Origin of the sequence: Pseudofrankia asymbiotica (assembly GCF_001983105.1) — a bacterium.
In the GTDB taxonomy this organism is placed as follows: Bacteria; Actinomycetota; Actinomycetes; order Frankiales; family Frankiaceae; genus Pseudofrankia; species Pseudofrankia asymbiotica.
The window spans coordinates 1-23,012 of sequence record NZ_MOMC01000001.1 but is presented as its reverse complement, the minus strand read 5'-3'; the positions used below and the strand labels follow the sequence as shown (position 1 = coordinate 23,012).

The window sequence follows — 23,012 nt, the reverse complement described above, 5'->3', positions numbered from 1 at the left end:
GGACGGTGTAGCAGGTGTCCTTGATGGGGTAGGGCATGCGCGTCCAGGCCTGGTTGGTCGTGACCTCGCGGTATTCGAGGGTGTAGGCGTTCGCGCCGTCGGCGGCGTTCCAGCACAGCCGGGCGGTGCCGGAGCCGGGTGAGCCGGTGAGCCCGGTCACCCGGGCGGGAGGCACGGCGTTCGCGGCCGTCGGGGGCGTTCGTGCCGGCGTCTCATCGGAGTCAGTCGATCCGGAGGACGACGACGAGCGATCGCCGGCGGGACCGGCCGTGTCCGCCGCCGACGTCGTGCCGCCGGGCTCATCCCTCCCGGCCAGGAGGCTGGCGCCGGTGATGGAGCCGCCGACGAGCAGGATGAACGCGCCGATGACGACGAGTGCCCGCCGGGACAGTCCCCGCCTGGGGCGTGGGCCCTTCGGCGTTGCCTGCCAGCGGCGAAGAAAGGGATCCCGCGCCGTCACGGGCGGTGGCCCGGGTGCGGGTGCCGCGCCGTTGACACCGTCGACCTCGAGGGTCCGCACGCCGTCACTCACCTGGTAACCCCGTTTCGCGCCCGTCGCGTGCCCGCCAACCGCGCCACCCGCCCAGCCAGGGCGCCCGCGGAGCGGGTGTCTGGCCCCGCCAGTCCGAGGGCGGGCGCGACCGCCATCTGGTCTGGCCGGCGGCTGGTGCCGCGACTTCGGGCCGACCCTGGGCCGTCACGCCGCGTCCAGGAGGGGCGCCGGCAGCGGACTACCCGTGTTCGTACGAAAGGTTGAGTCCCTCGCAGGTGTGCCTTATGGCCCAGATACTACTCATCCGGGTGGCTCTGCGCCGGAAAGTAACAGAACTTCGGGGACGCCGGCCGGGGGGCAGCGGCCCTGACCTGGCGGCAAGGGAAGATGGCAGGGCTGGAACGGCGTGGCGGGAGTTGGTGTGACGGACGCGGCGGGTGACGCGGATGGGCTGTCCGAGACAGGCGGGCTGCTCTTGGAACCGCGCGGCGGGTCGACGCACCCCTCGTTCTATGTGGACCTGCACGTGCACTCCCGGTACTCGCGGGCGTGCAGCCGGGACTGCGACCTGGAGCACCTCGCCTGGTGGGCGGCCCGCAAGGGCATCAGCGTCGTCGGCACGGGGGACTTCACGCACCCGGCCTGGGCGCGGGAGCTCGAGGACAAGCTGGTGCCGGCCGAGCCGGGGCTGTTCCGTCTCGCGCCCGACCTGGAGCGCGACGTGCTGCGCCGGCTGCCGGCGTCGTGCCGGACCGCGACCCGGTTCATGCTCTCCACTGAGATCTCCACGATCTACAAGAAGGGCGACAAGACCCGCAAGGTCCACCACCTGCTCTACGCCCCGGACCGGGAGGCGGCCGGGCGGATAACCACGGCGCTCGCCGGGATCGGCAACCTCGCCGCCGACGGGCGCCCGATTCTCGGTCTGGACTCCCGGCACCTGCTGGAGATCACCCTGCAGTCCGACCCCGCCAGCTACCTGGTGCCGGCGCACGTGTGGACGCCGTGGTTCGCGGTGCTCGGCTCCAAGTCGGGGTTCGACGCCATCGACGACTGCTATGGCGACCTCGGCCACGAGATCTTCGCCCTGGAGACCGGCCTGTCCGCCGACCCGGAGATGTTCTGGCGGATCTCCGGCCTTGACCGCTACCGCCTGGTCAGCAACTCCGACGCGCACTCGCCGCCCATGCTCGGCCGTGAGGCGACGGCGCTGTCCTGCGGCCTTGACTACTTCGCCATCCGGGAGGCGCTGCGCACCGGCGACGGCTACACCGGCACCGTCGAGTTCTTCCCCGAGGAGGGCAAGTACCACCACGACGGCCACCGCGCCTGCGGGGTGCGGTTCACCCCTGAGGAGACGAAGGCCACCGGTGGCGTCTGCCCCGCCTGCGGCAAGCCGCTGACCGTCGGCGTGCTGCACCGCGTCGACGCGCTCGCGGACCGCGAGCGGAGCACCGCCCCGGCCACAGCGGGGCGGTTCCGTTCCTTCGTCGCGCTGCCGGAGATCGTCGGGGAGATCCTCGGTGTGGGGCCGAAGAGCAAGGCGGTCGCCGCCCAGGTCGGCGCGCTCGTCGAGCGGCTCGGCCCGGAGCTGGGCATCCTCGGCGACGTCGAGCTGGCCGCGATCGGCGAGGTCGGCTCCGGCGAGCTGGTCGAGGCCGTCGGCCGGCTGCGCCGCGGTGAGGTGGTGCGCGAGGCCGGCTTCGACGGTGAGTACGGCGCCATCCGGATGTTCGCCCCGGGTGAGCTGGCGGGCGAGGAGGCGACCCTGTTCGACCTGGACACGCCGGCCGCCGCTCCCGGGGCGAAGCGCCCGCGGAAGTCCGCCGTGGCGACGCCCAGTCGGGAACAGGCGCCGGACACCCGCGATGACCTCCTGGCGTATGAGCCCTCCTCGCCCTCGTCGCGTCCTTCGCCGCCGGAGCCCGAGGCAGCCTCCGGACCGGGAGCTGGCGCTGAGCCGGAAACCGGCTCCGAGCCGGCGACCGGGCGCGAGCGGGAGACCGACCCGGATCCGGAGACCGGCCACGAGCAGACAACGCTGGAGACCGCGGGTCCCGCGGCGGCCGGGCGGGACGTGTCGGTGCTCGCCGGGCTGGACCCCGACCAGCGGGCCGCGGCGGCCGTCGCGGACGGTCCGCTGGTCATCCTGGCCGGTCCGGGCACCGGCAAGACACGGACGCTGGTGCACGCCATCGCGCACCGGGTGCGGGAACGGGGCGTCCCCGCCGGCGAGTGCCTGGCCGTGACGTTCACCCGGCGGGCGGCCGAGGAGCTGGCCGAACGGCTCGAAGGAATGCTCGGCCCGGACGCCGGGCAGGTCACCGCGACCACGTTCCACGGGCTGGGGCTGCGCGTCATCCGCGAGCAGCACGTCCGGCTCGCCCGCGGGCCGGACGTGCAGGTGGCCGACGAGGCGATCCGCGCGGAGCTGCTCGCCGACGCGCTCGGGGACACCACGGTGGCCGCCCGCGCGGCCGCCGAGCGCCGGATCGGCGTCCTCAAGCGCCTGCGGGCCCTCGGCGAGCCGGTTCGTGGCGACGAGCTGGCCGGCGTCCTCGCGCGCTACGACGCCGCGCTGCGCGAGCACGGCCTCGTCGACCTGGACGACCTGCTGGCGCTCCCGCTCGCGCTCCTGACCGCCGAGCCGGAGCTGGCGGAGCACTACCGGCGCCGGTTCCGCCACGTCTGGGTCGACGAGTACCAGGACGTGGACGAGACGCAGTACCGGCTGCTGCGGGTCCTGTGCCCGCCGGACGGCAACCTGTGCGTCATCGGCGACCCGGACCAGGCCATCTACTCGTTCCGCGGCGCCGACGTCGGCTTCTTCCTGCGCTTCGAACAGGACTTCCCGGCGGCGCGGCGGGCGTCGCTGACCCGTAACTACCGCTCGACCGGCACCATCGTCGCCGCCGCGCGCTCGGCGATCGCGCCGGCCACCTTCGTGCCCGACCGGTCGCTGGTCGCGGTCCACCCCGAGGGGCCGGACGCGGCGGCGGCACGGGAGAAGGACGCGTCCAACCGGCCCGAGCCTCGCCGGCGGGGCGGGCCCGGCGGACGGAAGGTGCTGGTGCGTGCGTGCGCGACGGAGGCGGAGGAGGCACTCGCCGTCGTCGACACCATCGAGGAGGCGCTCGGCGGGACGTCGTTCCACGCCCTCGACTCGGGGCTCGACGGCTCCGCGGGCAGCCTGCTCTCGTTCGCCGACATCGCCGTGCTCTACCGGACGGCGCGCCAGGCCGAGCCGGTCATGGCGGCGCTGGCCAAGCGCGGCTTCCCCTTCCAGCGCCGTTCCCATGGCCCGCTCGCCGACGCCCCCGGCGTCGCCGCACTGTTGGCGGAGCTGCGCGACCATGACGACGCCCCGCCCCGCGCCGTCTCGGCCGCCCTGCGCGACGCCGCGGCGCGCGCGGGCGCGCGGGCAGCCGGCCGCGGCACCGCCCTCGCCGCGGCCCTGGCGGCCGAGGAGCTGCCGGCCGAGGCTGTGCCGGCGGATCTGTCAGCGCGGTCGGGTACCGCCCGGCCAGGCCCCGTCCGCGGCTCCGCCATGAGCCCGTCGGTGTCGGAGGCGGAGATCAGGCTGGCGGTGGAGCTGCTGGCGCCGGCCGCCGCGGCGGCGGGGGAGGACCTGGCGAGGTTCCGTACCTCGGTATCGCTCGCCACCGAGGCGGACACGCTCGATCCGCGGGCCGACCGGATCTCACTGCTGACCCTGCACGCGGCCAAGGGCCTCGAGTTCGGCCTGGTCTTCATCATCGGCTGCGAGAACGGACTGCTCCCCATGAGCTGGGGCACCCGCTCCAGCCCGGACAAGGCCGCGGCCGGGCAGGCCGCGGGGGCGGACCTCGGCGGCGACCGGGACCGGGACCGGGACCAGGACGCGGCGCGCGGCGCGGGGGCCGAGGAACGGCGGCTGTTCTTCGTCGGCATCACCCGGGCACGCGCGCGGCTGGTCCTCAGCCACGTCGCCCGGCGCGGCGGCTCGACCGCGGCCCGGGGCCCGTCACCGTTCCTCGCCGACCTGGACCCGGCCCTGCTGGACCGCGAGTCCGGCCGTCCCGGCCAGCTGGCGCCCCGCCCGCGCCCTCTCGGCCAGCAGCTGCGCCTGCTGTGACCTGCCCTCTGGGTGTGGATCGGGTGAGACCGGCCATGTTGGGGCCGCGCGGCCACCGCGCCGGCCGACCAGTCCTGGCGGTACCCACCGGTGTCGTGCGGAGTGGGAAGAAGCTAGCCTGACGGGCGCCTATCCACCCCAAGGCTGACGGAGCGCACGATCCCCAACCGACCCATCGAGCTGTCCTCGCTCGACGAACGTGAGGCCCACGTCGAGGATCTGACTCCGGGCACGGTGTCAGGCCTCGGCACCGACGGGCCCGCGGCGCTCGACCGGACGCCCCGGCTGCCGTCGCTGTTCGTCGCGGTGGGCTTCGTCGTGCTGTGCCTGTTCCAGGCGCCGGGGAAGATCGTCGCGGACTCCAAGATGGATGTCGCGCTCGACCCGCTGCAGTTCATGGAGCGCGCCACCCATCTGTGGAACTCGTCCGCCGACTTCGGGTTCCTGCCGAACCAGTACGTCGGCTATCTCTTTCCGATGGGGCCGTTCTTCCTGCTCGGGAAGCTCCTGCACCTCCCGCCGTGGATCACCCAGCGGCTGTGGCTGGCCCTGATCCTCACGGTCGCGRCCTGGGGAACGGTGCGGCTCGCCGACGCGCTGCGTATCGGCCGGCCGCTGACCAGGGTGATCGCCGGGCTCGGGTACGCGCTGTCACCGATGTTCATCGGGAAGGTCGGAGCCGCGTCGATCGCCCTGACCGGGGCCGCGATGCTGCCCTGGATCATGTTGCCGCTCGTGCTCGCGCTGCGCCCGGACGCCGCCGACGCCGCTGACGACGCCGTCGCCGACGACGACGGTGCTGGTACCGGCGCGGCTGGTCTGGCGCCCGGCGCCGGGCGAGGCGAGGGGCGGGACGGCCGGTTGTCGCCTCGCCGGGCGGCGGCGCTGTCCGGCCTGGCCGCCTTCTGCACCGGCGGCGTCAACGCCAGCGTCACCCTTTGTGTGCTGCTGTTCCCGGCGGTGCTGCTGCTGTGCGCGGGGGGAACGAGACGGGCCTGGGCGCTGCGGGCGTGGTGGACGCTCTCGGTCATCCTGGCGTGTTTCTGGTGGCTGTGCATGCTGGTGGTCCAGAGCCGGTACGGCCTGAACTTCCTCCCGTTCACCGAGACCGCGGCGACCACGACCGCGACCACCTCCGTGACCGAGGCGCTGCGCGGGACCACGGACTGGCTCGCCTACCTGCGGATATCCGGTGCCTGGCTGCCGGCGGCGTCGGCCACCATCACCAATCCGGTGGTGGTCGCCGGTTCGGTGGCGGCGAGCGGCATCGGTCTGTGGGGTCTCGCCCGTCGTGACCTGCCCGCGCGGCGTGTCCTCGTGATCAGCCTCGCTGTCGGTGTCGTCGCCGTCTCGGCCGCGTACCCGGGCCAGCCGGGCAGCCCACTCGCGGACGGGGTCCGGCAGCTGCTCGCGGGGCAGCTGGCCGTCCTGCGCAACGTCTACAAGTTCCAGCCGGTCGCCCACCTGCCGTTGGCTCTCGGGATGGCGCATGCCCTCCACGTCGCCCTCGGCGCTCGCCAGCCGCGGCCGGCGGCCGTCCAGGATCGGCGGCATCGCTCCCGGAGGCTCGGGGGGCGATGGCCGATCTCGCGCTCGGCTGAGAGCCGGCGGGAGGCCAGTCGGGGCGAACCGGTGTCACCGGCCGCCGCGGTCAGGACCGGCCGCCGCGCGCGCCCGCTGGCGGCGGGCGCCGTCGTCTTCACCGTCGCCGCGCTGGTGACAGGAATGGCACCGGCCTACACGGGCGACTTCTTCCAGCCGGGAGCCTTCCAGGAGATCCCCGACTACTGGCATGAGGCGGCGGACTGGCTCGCCGACAATCCGGACGGTGGCCGGACCCTGGTGCTGCCGGCGATGCCGTTCGGGGAGTACAGCTGGGGACGGCCCCTCGATGAGCCGCTGTCCTGGCTGGCCAGGACGCCGTGGGCGTCGCGGTCGCTGGTCCCGCTGGGCAACACCGGGATGACCCGATGGATGGACGGCATCGAGCGGCAGCTGGAGCTCGGGCAGGCACCGGGGCTCACCGCCGCGCTCGCGCGCGCCGGGGTCGGCCAGGTGCTGATCCGCAACGACATCGATGATCAGAACTGGGGTAGCCCGCCCTCCACCGACCAGGTGCACCGTGCCCTGGAGAGCTCGGGACTGCGGCGCGCCGCGTCGTTCGGCCCGCTGGTCAGCGCGAGGCTGAGCTCGAAGGACCGGCTGGCCTCGTCCCCGGCCACGACGAAGGAGAAGGTCCCGGCGCTGGAGGTCTGGGCCGTCCCGGGCGGCGCGTCCGAGGTGGCCGCGTATCCGGTGGACACCGCTGTCGTGGTGTCCGGGGGCGCGGAGGCCACGGTCCAGCTGGCCGCGCACGGAATCGTGGGTACCGACCGGGCGGTCGTGCTCGCCGGCGATCTCGCCGGCGCGGCCGGCGCGACCGGCACAGCCAGCGCCGATGGTTCGGCGGCCTCGTCGGGAGGGCTGGACCAGGCGCCGCCGGCGAGCGAGGTGGTCGGTCCCACCACGGCACTGGTGGTGACGGACACGTCCCAGCGGCGCGACACCGACTTCGGGGTCGTTCACAGCGGGACGTCCTACCTCCTCGGCCCGGACGAGAACGCCGCCGGCCGAAGCAACACGCCAAACCAGTGGCTGGACGAGCCGGCGCCCGGCCATCAGACCGTCGCCGGCTACACGGACGGGGTCCAGATTCGGGCGTCCTCCTACGGGTCGAACCTGATCGCCCTGCCGGAGGCCGCACCGGCCGCCGCCTTCGACGGCCTCTCCTACACGTCCTGGAGCGCCGCCCCGGACAAGAAGAAGGGGTCCACGGGCGCCTGGATCGAGGCGGACCTCCCACGGGCGACCACCCTGCCCCACATCGACGTGCAGCTGCTGGAAGAAGGGACCTGGCGCCCGGCCGTGCAGGCGATCCGCGTCACCAGCMAGGCGGGCTCCGTCGTCACGCGGGTCAACCCGGTGGAGACGACGCAACGGCTCAACGTCCCCGCCGGCCCGAGCACCTGGTTCCGGATCATGTTCGAGCAGGTGACCAGGCAACAGAACAAGACCTATGGCGCCGGTATCCGTGAGCTCACCCTGCCCGGGGTGCGGATCCAGCACTACGTCCAGGCCCCGTCGGACGCCGCCAGTCTGTTCGCCGGAGGCGAGGGACAGGTCGCCTACACCTTCGACCGCATGGGTGTGGACGTCACCGCGCTGTTCGGTGGTTCGGAGGAGCTCACGCTGGCGAGGCGGTTCGACGTGCCCAGGCAGATGAGCTTCACGGTGACCGGGTCGATGACGGCGGTGCCGACGTCGTCGCCAGCCCCGCCCGACCCGGCCGCGCCGTTCGTCGTGGCGTGCGGAGGCGGTCCCTCGCTGTCCGTCGACGGGGTCCGCTACGACGTGCGGGTCGAGGGCCTGATGTCCGATGTGGCCAGGAGCAGGCCCGTGCGGATGAGTGTGTGCACGCCGGACGGGACGATCCCGCTGGCGGCCGGCCAGCACCTGATCACCACCGACAGCGGGGGACTGCCCCTGCTGATGGGGGCGCTCACGCTGGTCGGAGAGGGCGCGCGGACCAGCGACGACAAGCCTCGTTCGACCAGGATCACCGACTGGACGCCCGAGCGCCGGACCGTCGAGATCGGGGCGGGGACCAGAGCGTTCCTGACCGTCCGGGAGAACGCGAACTCCGCGTGGACCGCGACGCTGAACGGGCAGGCTCTCACCCCGGTCCGTCTCGATGGCTGGCAGCAGGGCTGGGCCGTGCCGGCGGGCTCCGCCGGCACGATCGTGATCGAGAACCACCCTGGGCAGTCCGCCCGGCATCTCCTGGTCCTCGGCGGGATCCTGCTGCTGGTTCTCGTCGCGCTGGTGCTGATCCCCGCGCGGTGGCGGCTGCGGCGCTCGGTCGACCCTGACGGCTATCCGCTTGGCCTGGGCCGGGGGAAGGCGCCCACGGCGTCTCGCCGCGCGAGGGTCGCGGGCGGTCTCGCCGGTGGCGTGTTCGCGGTGGTCGCGGTGTTCCTGGTGGCCGGGCCGGTCGCCGTCGTCGTCCCGGTCCTCGTCCTGGCCGGCCGGCGCCGGCTCACCGTGCTGCCGTGGACGGCCTTCGTGTTCATGGCTCTCGCCGGGGTGGGCGTCGCCGTGCGGCCGGACGCGGTTCCAGGCTCCGGTGACGGCGTGTTCAGCTGGCAGGTGCAGGCGGCGGGCGTCGTCGCCTTCGCCGCTGTCGTGGCCGCGCTGGCGGCGCGCCCGGCGGACGTGGTCCCGGCTGGCTCGGGCTCCCCACCCGACGACCGGTCCATCTCGCCGCCCGCTACCCGGGTCGCCGGTCGGCGGTCGGCGGCGACCCAGATCTGACGGCCTCGACGCGAGGGAGCTTGGTGCGGCTCGGAGGCCGCCGCGGGTGCCGCCACCGGTCCGCCGGGGACTCCTGCGGCCGCGCTCGTCGGTCAGGTCCGGTAGGCGTATTCGTCGTAGCCGGCGGGGACGATGGTGTAGCCGGCGGCGGTGAGCATCTCGTGGGTCTTGTCGAGGGTGGTGCCGTCGAGGTGGCAGGCCTCGTAGATGAGATGGCGGGGCGCGGCCCATCGGGAGTAGTCGATCTGACGGAGGATCTCGAAGTCGTAGCCCTCGGTGTCGGTCTGCAGGACGTCGACACGGTCGATGCCGTGCTTGCGCAGAAGGGTGTCGAGGCGCATGACCGGTACCTCGACCTCCGTGATGCGGTCGGCGATGTCGGGGATCTCGTCCTGGGATTCCATGATGACGTCGCGGCGGAAGGAGCTGAGCCCGATCGCCCACACCGGGTCTCCGGGCCGGGGGGTGACCGAGTACATCGTCATGGTGCCGTCGACCAGGCCGATGGCGGCCTGCTCGAACGACAGGTTCGGCACGCCCGCGTAGTTCTTCTTCAGYGCCGCGAACAGGTGCGGCAACGGCTCGACGAGCAGGGCCCGCCACCGGTGTTTCACGATGGTGTCGTGCAGCGGGTCGCCCATGCTCCCGTCGTTCGCGCCGACCTGGACCACCGTCAGCGGCCGGCCCGCCTGGTCGGCGATGCGGCCGATGATGGACACCGCGTCGATACCGGGMCCGTCCGCCCCTCCCCAAAGTCCGGACCACACATCCAGGGGCAGCCGGGCATTGGCCACCGGAACCCGCCGCACAAAATTCCGCGCGATCCAGCGGGGCGTCACCTTTGTCATGCCCAAACCCAGTTTCTTAAATCGTTAGTTCGTTGACGGTGTGCGGACGAGGTCTCGAGGATCTCGCCGGCGGTCCTGGTCCCGATGAAGGGTTTCGGGGTCTCGTTCCAGGCATCGATCCACTTGCGGATGTCGGCGTCGAGTTCGACGGCTTGTGCTGGTTGCGTGCTCCGTTACGGTACCGGCAGTCCGGAAAGGGTCATGTCTTGCGTTCCGGTGGCATGGCGCTRCTCCCCGCAGCCAGCTACGGAACGCAATAGAGGCTGGGTTTTCGTCGCGCTGCGTACAGGACATGCCAGATCAGGTCGTCGTCCGACGGGGCGGTGACGTTCACCGTGCTGACGACCTCAATGCTGCGGGTTCGGCGCTCGCGCTGGTCGACGCGGGTGGTGCCGGGCTGCTCGGGCTGAGGGTCGGTGAGGGCGGGGTGTCGGGCCGGGTGATGCCGGTGATCGTGAGGGTGGTCAGGGTCTGGGTGGAGCAGTCGGTCGGGCTGGTCGTCAGGGTGACGGTGATGGCGGTGGTGTGGCCGGGGGTGGTGAGCTTGTCGAGGGGACGGCCAGGTCGCGGCGGTGGGCGCCGAGAACGGACCGCGACGAGGTGACCGGCTCGCCTGGTCCGGAGAAGAGGCGGTCGCGCGAGCTCACCCGTACCTGCTCCTTCCTGAAAAAGCCGACCACGTCCTCGCCGTGACAGTGTGCTCGCGCGAGAGGACACCGGCCGCGAAAAATAGCCAGCTTATTGTGCCGCGTTCAGGCGGCGAAGTTGGTTGCGAGAGAMCCGCCCACCACCACTCTTCTTCCTACTCATGGGCGCCAGCTTCCGTACAGCGTTAGGGAACCGCCGGCAGGAGTCCTATGGGGGCAATCTCGTGGCCGCGGGGGCAGTGCCAGAAACCTCGACCGTTCAACAGCTTCGGGCGGGCACCATAACCATGCAAACTGCAAACAGGCCAGACCTTCCAGAGGACTTCCGCGACTACGTCCTGAACGATTGAGGAAATCATCACGGCCGCCTCTACCGGGTCATCGACAACGTCCGAGAAGTCACCGTCCTCCCTTGACCCGGTACCGTCGGGAAAGCGAATCAGCAATCCATCGTCAAAAATCGTCAAAGTAACGGCGCCGACCTCTGGTGAGGTTCTCATCAAATCCCTGTTGACGGTTTCCAGGGCTGYCTGAAGCAGCGCACCTCCCGAGCCATCCACCGTGCTCTCCCTTCAGCCGGCCGCGGACAAGGTCAGTAGTGTAGAGAGYCGTGGTACGTGCCACGAGTTGAGCCCCAGAACGAGCCGCTCACGGTTAGCGTGATCTTGTCGTTGACGTGAAGGTGATGCTTGCTCAGCCCGAGGTTCGTGCTATATGCACCACGTTCACGCTTCCCGACAGGAAGACCCCAAGATCGATGAAAGATATAGCCGGGAGCCTCCGAATGCTCGTAGGAGCCCGACGCCACCCGGTGGCCGTTGATGGACAAGGTGTAGTGCACATTGCCGTACACGGTGCCCGGGATCGGCTTGAGTCGCACATACCAGGATGCACTACAGTTCGTTCGCGCGTCGCACGTGGTTCTCAGACCAATGCAGCCAGCCGGACCACACCTGTCTACCGAACGTCCCGGAGACGTCGCCGTTCCGTTGAGGTCGTACTGGTTGTAGGGGTCCTGGTTGGCGTAGTCGTAGGGGTTGGCGGAGCCGCCGGGGACGGGGTCGGTCTGGAGGAAGCGGCCGGAGTTGGGGTTGTAGAGGCGGACGCCCATGAGGAGGAGGCCGGAGACGGTGTCCTTGGAGCGTTGTTTGGCGCCGAGCCAGCCGTAGCGGGGGTAGGCGGCGGTCGGGAAGTAGGGGACGCCGAACTCGGTGGACTCGGCGTCGCTGGTGATGGAGGTGGCGGTGGTGGTGTCGTCAACGGTGGCGACGATGTCGCCGTGGAGGTCGGCGAGCTGGAGGGTGACGGTGCCGGCCTGGTCCTGGGTGGCGGCGAGGCCGCCGTCGATGCCGGTGATGTTACGGCTCCAGGCGGTGCCGGTGGCTATCCAGGCGGGGCTGTCACCGGTCGCGGTGGCGTAGTGGTTGATCGAGGTGGTGGCGGTGTCGCTCCAGGATCGGAAGCGGCGGGCCGGGTCCAGGGCGTAGGTGCGGGTGGTGGAGCCGACTGTTTCGGAGGCGACCAGGTCATTGGTGTAGTAGCCGAGGGTGGCGGTCGAGCCGGCGGGTGGGTAGGGGTCGGCGGTGGTCCGGCCGAACAGGTCGTAGGTGTAGCCCGCGACGGTGAGCCGGTCGGCTTGGTCGTAGGTGGCGGCGTAGTAGCCGTTGGGGGTGGTGGTGGTCGAGCAGTTGCCGGTGTCGCCGTTGCCGCCGGCGTCGGGGTAGCTGACCTGCAGGGTGCGGTTGGACTCGGCGTCGGGGTAGCTGACCTGCAGGGTGCGGTTGGACTCGGCGTCGTACTGGTAGGTCCGGGTCGTGCACTGGCGGGGCCCGCCCCAGGAGACGGCGTCGACGACGAGGTTCAGCCGGCCGGCCGGGTCGTAGCCGGCTCACTGCGCGTTGTGGACCTGGTTGTGTCTCCTCTGGTCGTCGGCAACGGCGCCGCCTTTGATCCTTTTGTACGGGATCGCAAGGGGGCTGGCCTGGTTTCCCAGCCCTTCGCGGCCCAGGCTGAACAGGGCTAGGTACACGTCGGCGGTCCACTCCTGGCGGACCGGCAGCGCGCCAGAGGCGCGCGGCGCGGTGCTGCCGTGCTCGCGACCGGGTCCGACGCCTGAGCCCCGCAGCCCCGCAGCGGCCAGCCGCCGTCGGGGCGGCCATGACCTGGACGCCGCCGCCGTCGCTGCCGACCTTGGCGGACCACCACAAGTCCATGCCCTCGGTCGGACCGGTAGCGGTAGCCCACCAACCGGCTGACTCTGTGATCTTTGAAGAGCCGGCTGGTTCTGCTGCCGTCACAGAACCGGCGGAGGACCATTACGGCTTGTTCTAGCGGTGGCAGCCTTTCCGGCCCTGCGGGTGCCGCGGCACTGACGCTCCGCGACGAGCAGGCCGGCCAGCCGGAGGACGGCGTGATCGCCGAGGGGCAGCTCGGCGGTGTATGTGAAACTCATCCAGGATGCGGGGTCTTTCGGAGGAGTGCTCTGTGGAGGACGACTTCYCGCCGGGCCCCGAGTCTCGTCGTCTCCCGCCCCACCCGCCAGACCGSCCACGGTCCGCGATGATCACTCGATGTAACGACGCGTTGCCGGGAAAGGCCCAATATGCATAGTCGCCCCAGCTCGGAGCGGTACGCCTATCAGCCTGCTCTCGACGGGCTGCGCGCGGTCGCGGTGATCGCGGTGCTCCTTTACCACGGGGAGGTGAGCTGGGCACGCGGCGGCTTCCTGGGCGTCGACCTGTTCTTTGTGCTGTCCGGCTACCTCATCACCACGTTGCTGCTCAGGGAATGGGATTCCACGAGTCGGATCGCGCTGGACAGGTTCTGGTCGGCGCGAGCTCGGCGGCTGTTGCCGGCGTTGTTCCTCATGATGACGGCGGTAGCCGCCTACGGGGCACTGCTCGCCCCTGACAGCACCCTGCACCGGCTCCGCTGGGATGGACTGGCCACCCTCGCCTACGTCGCCAACTGGCGGTTCGTCGCGAGCCACGCGTCGTACTTCGAGCTGTTTTCCGATCCGTCGCCGCTCACCCACATGTGGTCGCTAGGCATCGAGGAGCAGTTCTACCTCGTCTGGCCGCTGGTGCTGCTTGGGGCACTCCGCCTGGCTCGGGGACGGCTCTGGCCGATCCTTGTCGGCGTTGTCCTCGCCGCCCTCGCCTCGGCGGTGGCGATGGCGATGATCTACCAGCCTGGCCAGGACCCGTCGCGGATCTACTACGGTACGGACACCCGGGCCCAGGCTCTGCTGATCGGCGTCGCGCTCGCGCTCGTGCTGGCCCGGCAGTCGGAGGGCGGCCGGATCTCGCGCGCCGCCGCGGGCCTTGCCGGATCACTCGGACTCATTGGATTCATCGGGCTCGTCGCCATGATGGTCATGGTCCGGGACTCCGCCGGGTGGATGTACCGGGGAGGCTTCGCGGTCGCCGCGGTCGCCGCCGCCCTGGTAGTCGCCGCCGCGGTGCGGCCCGCCGGGCCGGGTCTGGTGCGCAAGCTGCTGGCGGTGGCGCCGCTGCCCGCAATCGGGCGCGTCTCCTACGGCCTTTACCTCTGGCACTGGCCGTTGTACGTGGTGCTTTCCCCGGACCGGACGCACCTGCACGGTACTGGGCTGCTGGTGCTGAGGATCATCGTCACCTCCGCTGTGGCATGGCTGTCATACCGGCTGGTGGAGCTGCCGATCCGGCAAGGCGTGCTCACCCGACGCGCACTGGCGCGGCCGATTACCACGGGCGCGGCCGCGGCGGTCGCCTCCGTGCTCGCGCTCGCCACCATCGGCCCGCCGGCCGCGGTCGCCGGTGCGCGGCTGGGGGTCAGCGGGCCGGGAGCCGCGCTCGGCGACGTTGGCCGCCCGGCCGGGGTCGCCGCCGACGCGGCGAGTAGGGCCCAGCCCCGCGCGGCGACGGGTTTTCGCATCTACCTGGTCGGTGACTCTGTCGCGTTCCGGCTCGCCGACAACTTCCAGCCCTCGGCGGTGCCCGGCGCGGAGCTGGAGAGCGACGCGATCGTCGGATGCGGGGTCGCGCGGGGTTACAACGTCTACGGCGGCACCGCACGGGCTACCGACCCTGTCTGCGCACAGTGGCCGCAGCGCTGGAGCAATGGCATCGCGAAGAGGCCGGACGTGTCGCTGCTGGTCATCGGCGCATGGGAGATTTATGACAAGGAGGTCAACGGCCAGGTGCTGCGGGTTGGCACGGCGGAGTACGAGCGCTACCTGATCGGTGAGCTGCAGATTGGCTTTGACATCCTGCGCCGCGGTGGCGCCCCGGTGGCCATGGTCAACGTCCCTTGTTACCGCCAGCGCGAGACCACCGGTGGCGCCGACGCGGCCGCACCACGTAATGACCCGGCCCGCGGGGCTTGGCTGAACGGCGTCTTCAGCCGTTTCGCCGCCGCCCACCGGGACGGCCTGACGCTCATCGACCTCAACGGGTTCCTCTGCCCCGGCGGCCGCTACGTCGACCGCAAGGACGGCGTGCTGATGCGTGATGACGGGGTTCATCTCACGCCGGAAGGAGCGGACCTCACCTGGCGCTGGCTCGGCCMCCAGCTGCGCCGGCTGGCTGGGTAGTCCTGCCGCGCAGTGGCCGTTGGCGATCAGTCGGCGGGTGACGGTGGCCGCGGTCCCCTTTTTGTTGTGCCAGCCCGCGGATGTCGGCCTTTCCCTCTCGTCACCAACAGCATGAGAACGACGATCAGGCCGGCCAGCGACCCGATATCCGCGATCACGGCGGCCTGGTGCGGCCGATAGGTCACGGTCAGTTCATGCGCGCCCGGCGCATCGATCCGCCAGCCGACCGAGTACCCGTCAATCACAATCGGGGGTCCCAACGGATGGCCATCCAGACTGAGGGACCAGCGTGGGTCGTAACCCTGGCCGAGCACCAGGTAGTACGGGGTACTGGCATCGGTGACGCGGATCGTCATGCCGGTTCCGGTCTTCGCATAGATACGCCCGGTTGGCGGCGCCGGGCGTGCCTTCAATGCATCCACGCCCCACGACGCCAACCGCAGCAGGTCGATCCTCCAGCCGGGCGCCGACCGTAGCTCGTGGGTGCCTTCCTCAAGCGCCAGCGGTTGATTGTTACAGGTAGTGACCGGAAGGTCGACAGTCTTGCCGAATTCAGTGTTGAGCTGACCGAGGGTGCCCTGGAGGCGGCCGAGGACAGGCTGGCCGTCCAGCGTGGCGATCTGGGTGCAACCGACCAGCGGGTCCAGCACGTCTGTTTTGGGCACGGTCACACCGCCGACCTTGAGCTCGTTGACGCGGATCTGGTCCACCGAGCCCCCGGCGGTGGAGACGACCCTGAGCCGCAGCGAGTGCGCCGCCCGGGCCGGGACGGGGATCGTCGTCGTGCCCGGCTTGAGCTCCACCGGGATCGGCGCCTCACCGTCGAAGGAGAGCTGGACCTGATTCGCGTAGGCCATGTCGGCGCCGACGGTGCCGTCAGACTTCAGCTGGGTGACGGTCACGTGATCCACGGTCCGGGACGGGAAGTTCACCTGGATCCACTCACCCGGCTGCCGGCCGTTCGGCGACCAGGCGGTCAGGGGGTCGCCGTCAAGGGCCCGAGACGCCCGGTAGTTGAGATCGCTGAACCAGCGCGAGGACGACGCGGCCGTGACTCCGGCCGGCATCTTGCCGACGACTTCGTCCACCACGTTGTCAGGCAGGTCCAGGCCACGCGCGACCTGTCCCGACAGCGTGAAACTCCGGCTGTCGGGCAGCGAGAACTCCCTGTTCAGGACTCGTTCCTCGTCTGTGTACCTCGCGGTCGGATCGCCCTGCCGCTGGAGCATCACGTCGAGCGGCGCGCGGTCGACGAGTTCCCGGCTGGCCGGGCCGAGTTGGCTGACGAGCTCCTGAAAGCGCTGGGGCAGGCGCACGGTCTCGGTCACCTTGACCCCGGGAATGGCGATGTCGGTAAATCCGACCTCGTTGTCACCGTTGCCGCGGACTTTGGTGATCTCGACACGGACGCTCTTGGCGGTGGTGGGCGGGAACCGCACGGTCGTCGTCCCCCCGGTCAGGTCGACGTCGATAGACCGGTCCCCGACGGACAGACGGGCCGCGGCGACCTCCAGTCCCGACGTCGCCAGCGGTTGGAGCGTGATCTCGGACAGCTGCCGGGGCTGCGACAGCTCGAGGCTGATCCACTTACCCGCCGCTGTGTTGGACGGACCCGTGGTCCACGCCGTGTCGGGATCGCCATCGAAGGCGAACTCGGGCTTGTTGGACGCTCTCAGCCCAAAGATCGGGTCGGACTGGCTCGAGGTGATCTGGCGAGCGCCGTCCAGCTCGACGACGCTCTGGGCGTCCTCGCTGAAGAGGCTCAGGCTCGCCGTGCCGTCCGGGACCGCCTTGTCCGCGGGAAGGGTCGGGCCGAAGCTGGCCCCCGCGCTGCTGGGGCTGTAGGCGCGGCGACGGTTGGAGTCGGTGAGTACGATTCGGCCGCCGTCCCGCAGCGCCGTCACCAGGTCAGCCGCGGAGGTCTCGCCGAGCAGCCGGAACGGCTGCTGGCCGTTGAGCAGGCCGACAGAGCTGAGCGACGGCACCGCGAAGTTGTCGCCGTCGACGAGCACGGTTCCCTGCGTGGGTTCTGCCCGCACCACCGCCTGTGGCTCGTTCACCAGATAGCGCTGAAGTGGCGGGACCAGTGCGTCGAGCTGATCGGTGTCGTTCGGCACGCCGTACTGGGAGAACTGGTTGTCGGCCGGCCGGACGGTGTTCTCCCCGGCGGTCCCGTATGAGGCGGCCAGGGTAAGCCCCGGCTCGCGCTGGAGAAGATCGGTGAGGACAGCGGGATGGACCCCGCCGAAATTCTCCCAGGTCAGGTCGTTGCGAAGCAGGACATCGCTCGCGCCGAGATAGCGCGCCATGGTGGCCAAAGCCCCCGGAGTCGGCTTCCCCTGGAGCGGGATCATGGTGGCCGCGAGGTAGTTGGCCTGTTCGATGGACGCGCCCGGGACGAAGGTGGTCCGGGTCACCGTCCCGCGGTCGAAAAGCGCCTTGCTGACATCCTCGCCGTCCAGGTCCCCCCACCGGTACACGGCATTCGTCTGTCCGGGCACCATGAGAACTCGGCTACCCAGCGAGCCGGCGTCGAGATCGGCGGCCGCCTGATTCCAGTAGTCCGGCACGGCTACCTGGTTCGGCACCGCCGCGTCGGTCCAGCGAGGCAGCACCACCAGGGCCAGAGTTCCGACCGCGGCGAGCCCGGCGGCCACCCGAAGCGCGGTGGAGCGTCTCCCGAGGCGGCGCGCGGCCTCGCTCACGCCGAGGGCCACCAGCAGACAGATCGCGAGGGCCGGAAGCGGGCCCGCCTTGTTCGTGGTCCGGAACGCCACCGCCCCGGGCAGGTGCGTGAATGACCAGTCGATCACCCTGCCGACCGGGGTGGGGCTGTTCGGCGGAAACATCCCGACCATGGCGACCATGCCGACGCCCAGCAGCAGGGTGGCGAAGACTCGCATCTTGGCACGGGACCGCCAGGCGGCCAGCGCCGCCACCACAGGGAGCGTCAGGGAGGCGACCATCACGACGGCGTTGGTGCTGTACTCGATGAACGCCGGGACCCACGGACGTGATCCGGTCCTGCCGTAGTCGACCCAGAAACCGAGGCCGCGCAGGCTCTCCGTCCAGGACGACGTCGCCGCGACGGATTCCGGGGCCTCGGTGAAGGAGGTCCCGGTGAAGCCGGCGCCGGCCGCCATATACGACGGCACCAGCCAGTAAAGCGACACACCCACCGCGAGCAGCCCGCATCGGACCACCACGGCGGCCAGCGTCCGGACCCGAACGTGCTCGGTCAGCCGCGCGTACACGAGGTAGCAGGGGACCGAGAGCAGCATGAAGAAGGGCACCACCCCCGCGTTCACGCCGCTCATCGCGAAGAACGCCGCGGCGAAGGCGGCGGCCGGTCGCCACGAGCGTGGGCTGCGGACGCTGGCGGCCAGGCTCAGTACCAGCCAGGGAAGCAGGGCGTAGGGCAGCAGGATCGGGTTCGTGGCCGCCCCGACGAGCGCGAACGGGTTCAGCGCGTAGCAGGCGGCCGCCCCGACCCGGCCAGGCGCGGTGGAGTGCTCACCAGCCATCCGGTGGAACAGCCGGGCCGCCCCGGCGGCCGCGACGAGCAGCAGCAACAACCGCCACAGCCGGGTGGTGAGCCACACTGAGTGGACCACCGTCTTGATCAGCCCGACGGCCACGGCGACGGGTGCGATGCCCACGTTGTAGTCCTGCGAACCGAGCGATGGCCCGGTGTCCCAGGTCGAGAACGCGCCAGCGAACGTCTTCCACGGCTGGAAGTAGAGCCGGGGGCTGGTGTCGATGCTGGCCTTGCCCCAGCCAATGAGCAGGATGGGAAGGGCGATCGCGATCGCGATCCCGAGATACGCGAACAGCTCGGCGCGCTTCGGCCCGGATGGCCGCTCGCCGCGCTGCCCGCGCCGATGCCCACGTACCGCGGGCCGCGACGGGCGCTCCAGTGAGATCGTCATGTCTCGGCCGGCTGGCCCAACCGCTCCTTCGTCGTGGGTGAATGGTCCGGCACCGCGGCGTTGGGTAGCCGCCGGCCGGCGGCGAGCTGCGGTAGCCCACCGGCCACCACCAGGGCGGCGGCGCACACCAGCGCGGTCGTCGCGATCTGGGTCACCGAGTTGTGGAAACGAACGGCGATGAGCACTGTCTCGGCGCCAACGGCGGCGCTGACCAGGACGCCGGTCCGCCGGCCGCCGGTCGCGATGTCGGAGAACAGTAGCAAATTGGCCATGGCGAACGCGGTGCCGAGGATCGCGAACAGGGGCAGGTCGCCGCCGACCTGGCGGTAGTCCTGACTGAAGGGCAGCAGCGACGGCCAGTGTGCGATCAGGACACCGCCACCCGCGCACAGCGCCCMAAAACCGAGGGTGGCCAGCGCCGCGCCGCGCAACAGCGACGCCCGTCGCGCGGGCTCGGCGACAGCGATGCGTGGGAACAGGGGGACCACCACCGCCAGCGGCGCCCAGTACGCGATCTTCGCGATCATCGAGCCGACCGCGTACAGGCCCGAGGCATCCGAGTCCAGGTAGTGCCGGGCGAGCAGGACGTCGAGGTTGGTGAGGACGAGCAGGCCGAGGATGCCGGTGGTCGCGGAGGCCAGCTCCCGGGTGAGCCCGAGCGAGATGACGCGACCGGGCCGCAGTAGCGGCTGGGTGGACGAGTCGAGGACGCGGGTGGCGGTGGTGGCCAGCAATGTCGCGGCGAGCCCGCCGACGGCGATGCCGGCGAGGGCGCCATCGACCCCGAGCCCCGCCGCGACGAACAGCACCCCGAGGGGGACCTTGCCGGTGCCCGCGACGAGCTGGACCACGCCGAGAGATCCGAACTTCTCGGCTCCCTGAAGCAGGCCGCAGGCGGCGAACAACAGCGGCATGGGCGCGAGCCCGACAGCGAGCCAGATAACCGGGCCGAGCGAGCTTAGATGCAGGTAGTCCGCGATCAGTGGGGCTCCGGCCAGCATCGGGACGGTCACCGCGAGCCCCAGCCGCAGACCCATCCGGTTCGCGCGGCGGCGAACCTGCCGAGCGCTGATTCCTTCCCGCGCACAGATCGCGACCCGCCGGGCGACCACCGCCTGCAGCGCGAGTCCTGGCCCGGCGACCGCGATCACCACGGTGAGCAGGCTGACGAGCGCTCCGTAGTCGCCTGGGCGGAGCTGATGGGAGGTCACCACCGCGAACAGATAGGAGAAGACGTTGCCGAACAGGGTCGCCACGGCCGCGAACGCGGCCGGGCTGATCAGCGCCGACACCCCTCGCCGGGGCTGGCGTGATCTCCCTCGGACGTCGCCGTCGGGGTGAGGGACGGCGAGTGCATGCGCCTCGCCGCGCGCCTCGTATCCGGGCCGAGTCCTACGCCTGGTCAACGTCCGGTCCCGGAACGTCTGATCGGGTCGCGGAGACGGCGCCGCCCGAGGATGACAGCACTTCCCGGAACACTCCGACCACCATCAGCGCCACACCCGCCTTCGCGAGGCTGTCGGCGACCCAATGGTCCCGGGCGAACGAGGTGGTGATCGTGCTCGGCGTGGGCAGGCCGTCGATCAGGATCGCGATGGGCACGAGCGCCAGCAGCGTCGCCGCGGCGGCCAGCAGCCAGCGCGGCGGCGCGCCGAAGAGATCGGCGGCCGTGATTGCGAGCCCCACGACCAGCCCCACGGTCCCGAGCAGGAACCACAGGATCACGGCCAGCACAGCGCACTCGATCAGCCGTCTGACGTGGGACGTAGGTTTCCGCGTCACTCTGGGGCTGGTTCCAGACGGATCGGTCGGCGCCACCCAACGGCGAAATTGGCTGCACGTTGAGCGGTGGCTGAGGGAATCCACCGGGCCGCGTCATGGGGACGGACCCCATGAGATGGTAAAAAGATACCCCACTGGGTGAAATATTCCACCATGTGGCTATGGTATCTACCCCAGGGAACGCTMTAGCTGGGGCCTGTCCGACGGCTCTTGATCGGGTGGTGGGTCTGCTGTCTAGCCGGGCCTGGACCTGCCGTAATGGGACGGCACGAACTTGCCGATGCCCAGTGGACGCGGGTCAAGCCGCCGCGGCACCGACCGCCGGCCGACCTTCCGGAAAGAGGGGCGGCGCGCCGGCTCACGGCCCGGCGGTGTCGATCAGGGCGCCCATGGACCCGTCCCGACCAGGTCCGCGGAAACAATGCGTCCAGTCGGGACAACCATCGCTACCCGCGGTGACGTTATCTCAGGGCGCCCCATCGCCCAGCCCGACGGCCAKCGGGCGCGGGCCGTGGGCCGTCCGTGAGCGTTCGATCCCGCCCAGTACCGCTGCTGCCACAGCGCCGCCGAACGGTGCGTCAACAAATTGGCCTCGTCTGAGGGCCATGGGAGGCGTCCCAATCAGCCGAGGCCAGGGAGCCACCCGTCATGGATCCCACCATCGGCCAGCGCGGAAATCACGATCCTGTGCATCACRTCAAGCAACGGTCGCACAATTTCCGTGCGTCGAAGGGGTGAATCAGTGCGGATCTTGCATTTTGGGTTCGAGGACCCACGCCGTCCCGGCAGCGGTGGCGGCTCCCTGYGCACGCATGAGGTCAACCGACGGCTTGCCGACCGGCATGAGGTCACCGTCGTGACGACGAAATTTCCCGGCTGGTCCGACCGGACCGAGGACGGTGTGCGTTATATGCACGTCGGCGTCCAGTCCGGCTATACGGGCAGCCTGATGAGCTACTTCGCGGCGCTGCCGAAACTGGCCCGCACATTGGAATACGACCTGTTGGTGGAGGATTTCAGCGCACCGATTTCCAGCATAGCCGCGCCGCTCTGGAGCAAGGCGCCGAGTGTCGCCCTCGTGCAGTGGTTGTTCGCCCGCGACCTGGCTCGCAAGTATCACATACCGGTACATGCGTTCGAGTGGCTCGGGAGCCGGACGCACAGCAAAATGATCGTTACATCTGAGGACCTGGCTCGTAGGCTGCGCCAGGCCAACCCGAACGCCGAGTTGCATGTGATTCCCGGAAGCATCGACCCGGAAACGTTCGAGACGGTCGAACCGCCGCGGCGCAGCGGTGTGGTCTACCTTGGTCGGCTCGACGTCTATCAGAAGGGCCTCGACCGACTGCTTGACGCGTTCGCGCTCGTCTCGACGTCCAGCGACGTCAAGCTGTCGATCGCCGGTGACGGACCCGGGCTGAGCCTGCTGCGAAAGCAGTGCAACCTGCTTGGCATCGAGGACCGGGTGACTTTCCTCGGCCGGGTCGAGGGCGCGGCCAAGTTCTCACTCCTGGCCTCCGCGGAGGTGGTCTGCATGCCCTCGCGTTTTGAGTCGTTCGGCATGGTGGCGCTGGAGGCACTGGCCTGCGGCACCCCGGTACTCGCCTTCGATATCGAGAGCCTGCGGGACACCATACCGTCCGACGCCGGCCGTCTGGTGGCCGACGACGACATCAAAGCCTACGCATCCGAGCTTCTTGACCTTTTGGCATCACCCGAGACGCGGGCGGAGATGGGTAGCCGAGGCCGTGAGTTCGCCCGCCGGTTCTCGTGGGACGACATAGCGAGACGTCAGGAAGAAGTCTATCTGCGGGCCGTCGCCGGAAGGCTCTGATGCGATGAAGGAGCGGGGCCTCCRCTCCTTGGTGACGGCCCCCGGGTAGGCCGGGGGTTGTTGCCATCGTCACTGGACGAGGAGGCCCCTGTGACTCAAGGGTACGAGGGTTCGCAGGTAGTCGGTATTGATCTGCATCGTCGCCGGAGTGTGGTGGTGCGGATGACGCCGGAAGGTGTTCCGCTCTCGACGGTCCGGATCGCCAACGATCCGGAGACGTTGGCGGCGGAGGTCGCGAAGGCGGGTGCGCACGCCGAGGTGGTGTTGGAGGCGACCTACGGCTGGTACTGGGCGGTCGACGCGCTGGGCGACCTCGATGCCCGGGTGCATCTGGCCCATCCGCTGGGGGTGAAGGCGTATTCCTATCGGCGGGTGAAGAACGACATCCGCGACGCCACGGATCTGGCGGATCTGCTGCGGATGGGCCGGCTGCCCGAGGCAT

Annotated in this window: 12 protein-coding genes and 2 pseudogenes; 6 read left to right on the top strand and 8 right to left on the bottom strand. The window is 70.5% G+C overall.

Features of this window, described 5'->3' with window-relative positions:
• Positions 1-532, bottom strand: a pseudogene (locus BL253_RS00065) (hypothetical protein); the annotation flags it as partial.
• A 382-nt stretch (positions 533-914) separates the two neighbouring features.
• Here BL253_RS00065 and BL253_RS00060 point away from each other — a divergent pair.
• Positions 915-4,607: a UvrD-helicase domain-containing protein gene (locus BL253_RS00060; protein WP_420801605.1), complete on the top strand. Its 3,693-nt coding sequence runs from the start codon at positions 915-917 to the stop codon at positions 4,605-4,607.
• A gap of 234 nt (positions 4,608-4,841) precedes the next feature.
• The gene (locus BL253_RS00055) at positions 4,842-8,957 is read left to right on the top strand and encodes an alpha-(1->3)-arabinofuranosyltransferase domain-containing protein (RefSeq protein ID WP_076812129.1); all 4,116 of its coding nucleotides are present in this window, start codon (positions 4,842-4,844) and stop codon (positions 8,955-8,957) included.
• Positions 8,958-9,049: 92 nt separating this feature from the next.
• On the opposite strand, the gene BL253_RS00050 is transcribed toward BL253_RS00055, so the two are convergent.
• Positions 9,050-9,805: an FkbM family methyltransferase gene (locus BL253_RS00050; RefSeq protein ID WP_076812126.1), complete on the bottom strand. Its 756-nt coding sequence runs from the start codon at positions 9,803-9,805 to the stop codon at positions 9,050-9,052.
• A gap of 292 nt (positions 9,806-10,097) precedes the next feature.
• Here BL253_RS00050 and BL253_RS42120 point away from each other — a divergent pair, with 292 nt between their 5' ends.
• Entirely contained in the window at positions 10,098-10,409 is a 312-nt protein-coding gene (locus tag BL253_RS42120; RefSeq protein ID WP_076812123.1) for a hypothetical protein, read from the top strand.
• A 228-nt stretch (positions 10,410-10,637) separates the two neighbouring features.
• On the opposite strand, the gene BL253_RS41740 is transcribed toward BL253_RS42120, so the two are convergent.
• The 3 genes and pseudogenes from BL253_RS41740 to BL253_RS43335 form a co-directional block, all read right to left on the bottom strand.
• Positions 10,638-11,012, bottom strand: coding sequence for a hypothetical protein (locus tag BL253_RS41740; RefSeq protein WP_131831425.1), 375 nt, complete (start codon positions 11,010-11,012; stop codon positions 10,638-10,640).
• Between the two features lie 32 nt (positions 11,013-11,044).
• On the bottom strand, positions 11,045-11,563 hold the full coding sequence (locus tag BL253_RS43340; protein ID WP_076812122.1) for an RHS repeat-associated core domain-containing protein: 519 nt from the start codon (positions 11,561-11,563) through the stop codon (positions 11,045-11,047).
• Between the two features lie 783 nt (positions 11,564-12,346).
• Positions 12,347-12,904 (bottom strand): annotated as a pseudogene (locus BL253_RS43335) (IS5/IS1182 family transposase); the annotation flags it as partial.
• A gap of 150 nt (positions 12,905-13,054) precedes the next feature.
• On the opposite strand from BL253_RS43335, the gene BL253_RS00030 reads away from it, so the two are divergent.
• Positions 13,055-15,025 (top strand): acyltransferase family protein, encoded by a 1,971-nt coding sequence (locus BL253_RS00030; RefSeq protein ID WP_076812118.1) that lies wholly within the window; start codon positions 13,055-13,057, stop codon positions 15,023-15,025.
• A 26-nt stretch (positions 15,026-15,051) separates the two neighbouring features.
• Here the strand turns inward: BL253_RS00030 and BL253_RS00025 are convergent, their stop codons facing one another.
• The 3 genes from BL253_RS00025 to BL253_RS00015 form a co-directional block, all read right to left on the bottom strand.
• Positions 15,052-18,954 carry an alpha-(1->3)-arabinofuranosyltransferase domain-containing protein gene (locus BL253_RS00025; protein ID WP_076812115.1) on the bottom strand — a complete coding sequence of 1,301 codons (3,903 nt, stop codon included), beginning with the start codon at positions 18,952-18,954 and terminating at the stop codon, positions 15,052-15,054.
• Positions 18,951-20,246: a lipopolysaccharide biosynthesis protein gene (locus BL253_RS00020; protein WP_076812112.1), complete on the bottom strand. Its 1,296-nt coding sequence runs from the start codon at positions 20,244-20,246 to the stop codon at positions 18,951-18,953. Before BL253_RS00020 ends, BL253_RS00025 begins: the two co-directional genes overlap by 4 nt.
• A 100-nt stretch (positions 20,247-20,346) precedes the next feature.
• Entirely contained in the window at positions 20,347-20,688 is a 342-nt protein-coding gene (locus BL253_RS00015) for a hypothetical protein (RefSeq protein WP_076812109.1), read from the bottom strand.
• A gap of 769 nt (positions 20,689-21,457) precedes the next feature.
• Between BL253_RS00015 and BL253_RS00010 the strand changes: the two genes are divergently transcribed.
• Positions 21,458-22,570, top strand: a complete 1,113-nt coding sequence (locus tag BL253_RS00010; protein ID WP_338013671.1) for a glycosyltransferase family 4 protein — start codon at positions 21,458-21,460, stop codon at positions 22,568-22,570.
• Between the two features lie 162 nt (positions 22,571-22,732).
• Positions 22,733-23,012 (top strand): IS110 family transposase (locus tag BL253_RS00005; RefSeq protein WP_241834376.1); only part of this gene is annotated, 280 nt, incomplete at its 3' end.